The sequence below is a fragment of the Halomonas sp. 707B3 genome, assembly GCF_024158645.1.
Taxonomy (GTDB): Bacteria; Pseudomonadota; Gammaproteobacteria; order Pseudomonadales; family Halomonadaceae; genus Vreelandella; species Vreelandella lionensis.
Window position 1 is genome coordinate 1 of sequence record NZ_JAMZBE010000243.1, and the last position, 2,963, is coordinate 2,963.

The following is a 2,963-nucleotide window of genomic DNA, read 5'->3' on the forward strand; positions in this document are numbered from 1 at the left end:
ACAGCCATCAGGTCAAGATCATCGAGCACAGCCTGGAGCGCTGCACCACGCTCTCCGAGCGGCTGGATCGCACCGTAGTGCTCCACGGCAGCGCCACCAGCAAGCGGCTGCTGGAAGAGGAGAATATCGAGGATTGCGATATCTTCTGCGCGCTGACCAACGACGACGAAGTGAATATCATGTCGTCGCTACTGGCCAAGCGGTTGGGGGCGAAGAAGGTGCTCACACTGATCAACAACGCCGCCTACGTGGATTTGGTGCAGGGCGGCGATATCGACATCGCCATTTCCCCCCAGCAGGCCACCATTGGCAGCCTACTCACCCACGTGCGCCGGGGAGATATCGTCAATGTGCACTCCCTGCGCCGGGGCGCGGCGGAGGCCATTGAGGCCATCGCCCACGGCGATAAGCAGTCGTCAAAAGTGGTGGGCCGTACGATTGCCGAGATCGACCTGCCCGAAGGCACCACTATCGGTGCCATCGTACGCGGTAAAGAAGTGCTCATCGCCCATGGTGACGTGCGGGTGGAGAGCGGCGACCACGTGATTCTCTTTGTGATCGACAAGCGGCGCATTCGCGACGTGGAGCGCCTCTTCCAGGTCGGATTAAGCTTCTTTTAACAGAAGCTTGCAATGAACGTCGCCACCAGGGGTGGCGATGTTAGATTTCTACCGCGCGGCCAATAAACTCAATGGGCCCGGTGGGCAGCCCGGTGGGCGAGCCAGAATCATCTTCCAGCGTCAGCTCAAACAGCTGGTTATCCTCAAGCGGTGGCAGTTGATCCAAACGCAGGCGCAGCGGTTGCCCTGGCTCTACAAGCCCCAGCGAGACAGGCGCTTGCCAATCATCGGCCTTGGTCCAGAACTCGAGCGCTTTGCCCTCCGGCACTTCAAACGTGCCCAAGGGAATCAACTGAATTTCCTGGCGATTCGCGGTCTGTACCACCCACCCCGCCGACTGAGTTTGCGGCGCTAACAGCACCACCATGTACTCAGGTGTTGAGGGTCCGGTGACCACGTTCGTCAGCATCACGCTCATTGCCAATACAGCAGCGACACTGACCCCCGCCACCCCACGCCAAAACGGCAGGCTATGCGCCAAGCGACGACGCGGCACATGGGAGCTCGGCGTGCGATGAGGTATCGGACGCGAGGCGCTCGCAGACGATGCCTTCAGACTGCGCTCGATGCGCGGCCAGAGATAATCGGAGGGCGTGACCGGCTCCACCATCGCGGTATAGGGAAAGAAACGCTCTTCCCAATCCGCCACTGCTTTTTGCAGCTCAGGGTCGTTGGCTAAACGCGCCTCAAAAGCTTCGCGCTCGGTCATAGGCAGTGTGCCTAGCACGTACTCCCCGGCTAGGGCATGAAGGTCATCGGGTTCGTTTGAAGGGCTCATGCCATACACTCCCGTAAGCGAAGTAGGCTGCGCTTAATCCAGGCTTTTACGGTGCCCAGCGGCGCGCCCGTGTGCGCCGCAATCTCTGCATGGGACAAACCATCCACATAAGCATGCAGCACGCAGTTACGGCGTTCGGTTTCCAACTGCTGCAGGCACTCGTCCATCCGTTGGCCGGTTTGCCAATCGAAGGCGTCCGTCACCCGCGACGCCTGCTGGAAGGTGTCGTCGTCATCGAGTTCGTGGGGGTCATCCAGGTCGACACTCACTTCGCGGTCACGGCCACGGATGGCATTCAGCGCCAAGTGGCGGGCAATACTGAAGATCCAGGTACGGGCAGCCCCTTTTTGAGGGTCGAAGCTGTCAGCGCGCTGCCAAATGTTCAGGCAGGCATCGTGGACAATGTCTTCAGCCATGCCTCGGTCTTTCACAATGCGCAAAACAACACCAAGCAGCTTGGCACCTTCGTACTGATAAAGCTGTTGTAGCGCTGCGTGCTCCCCACGGGCGCAGCGGGCGAGCGCATCAGCATAATCGAATTCATGAGTGGGCCTTACGTGGCCGTTCTCGGTGCTAATGGTGTTAGCCTTACCTGTTTCAGACATATCGCGTTCAGACACATCTTCGCTCCCTGGGAACGCGCCGGCATCGGTCGTCGCACTGCCAGAAGCATAGCGGCTAGGGAGCCTGGATACGAGTCCCTAGCCTTACTGAACTTAATAAAGGTGAGTCAGTATTGGAACGCTTAGTTCGCGGTCCAGAAGATGTAGTCGGCTTGATACGTCACGACGGCAGTGGCGCCCTCGTGGCCCTCGTCACAGGCAACATCAGGGGCAACGCCGCCTTGGGTGTTCAGGCGCTGGATGTAGCTAACACCGCTCATGGCGCCTTCGCCTTCAGCCGGGTTGGCTTCAACAAGCTGCAACGGAATGTTGCCATCGCCATTTGGCGCCACGGCTAGCTGGGTGCCGGTAATTTTAGAACCATCCAGGGCTTCCCAAGTAGCGGGCGGGCCGTAGTAGCTGCCTACCTGGGTGCCTTCGCTATCGTTCAGCGCAGCGTGCGGGCCTTTGAATACCCAGCCCATGGTGCCGTCTTCTTTGGCTTCACACATGTAAGTAATAGCGCCAACGCCCACGGTTTCGAGAGCGACGGTATTGCCGTCCGGTACTTGGACTTCGGCGGGCGTCATGTCAGCCAGCGCGACGTGACTGAAGGATGCAATCAAGGTAGCGGCGAGAGTAGCACGCGTCATATGTTGGATGGTCATTTCAGTCTCCTTGGGTTTTGTATCAACCGCTTTAAATAGCGGCTGTATAGGGGATACACACAAGGAGACCGATTGGATGCACTCTTTTTTAAAAAAAGTTTAATTATTTAAAAAATTATCGGCTCACCCCATCCACCGCGACTTGGCGCGGGCAGGCATTGCCGTTGGCATCAAACAGGTGGCAGCGCTGACCAGCGATTCCCAAGCGCGAGACCTGCCCCTCTTCCAGCCGTGTCAGGCCATCCAGACGCTGGGTCAAAGGGGTATCGATACCCGCCACCTGCCAGTGAGCGAG

4 protein-coding genes and 1 pseudogene are annotated in these 2,963 nt (G+C 58.6%); 1 reads left to right on the plus strand and 4 read right to left on the minus strand.

Features of this window, described 5'->3' with window-relative positions:
* Positions 1–620, plus strand: a 620-nt coding sequence (gene trkA / locus BIS10_RS18125) for a Trk system potassium transporter TrkA (RefSeq protein WP_253507469.1), incomplete at its 5' end; no start/stop codon positions are given.
* 40 nt (positions 621–660) lie between these two features.
* On the opposite strand, the gene BIS10_RS18130 is transcribed toward trkA, so the two are convergent.
* The 4 genes and pseudogenes from BIS10_RS18130 to BIS10_RS18145 form a co-directional block, all read right to left on the minus strand.
* A complete protein-coding gene (locus BIS10_RS18130) occupies positions 661–1,398 on the minus strand; it encodes an anti-sigma factor domain-containing protein (protein ID WP_253507472.1) in 738 nt (245 codons plus the stop codon).
* Positions 1,395–2,018 carry a sigma-70 family RNA polymerase sigma factor gene (locus BIS10_RS18135; protein WP_253507475.1) on the minus strand — a complete coding sequence of 208 codons (624 nt, stop codon included), beginning with the start codon at positions 2,016–2,018 and terminating at the stop codon, positions 1,395–1,397. The genes BIS10_RS18130 and BIS10_RS18135 overlap by 4 nt, the downstream gene beginning before the upstream one ends.
* 125 nt (positions 2,019–2,143) lie before the next feature.
* Positions 2,144–2,668 (minus strand): DUF3455 domain-containing protein, encoded by a 525-nt coding sequence (locus BIS10_RS18140; RefSeq protein WP_253018951.1) that lies wholly within the window; start codon positions 2,666–2,668, stop codon positions 2,144–2,146.
* Positions 2,669–2,783: 115 nt separating this feature from the next.
* Positions 2,784–2,963 (minus strand): annotated as a pseudogene (locus BIS10_RS18145) (ABC transporter); the annotation flags it as partial.

What these genes read in the sequence shown, in the direction of transcription:
- BIS10_RS18140 (WP_253018951.1), bottom strand. Translation starts at nt 2,668, where the DNA reads ATGACCATCCAACATATGACGCGTGCTACTCTCGCCGCTACCTTGATT.
- BIS10_RS18130 (WP_253507472.1), bottom strand. Translation starts at nt 1,398, where the DNA reads ATGAGCCCTTCAAACGAACCCGATGACCTTCATGCCCTAGCCGGGGAG.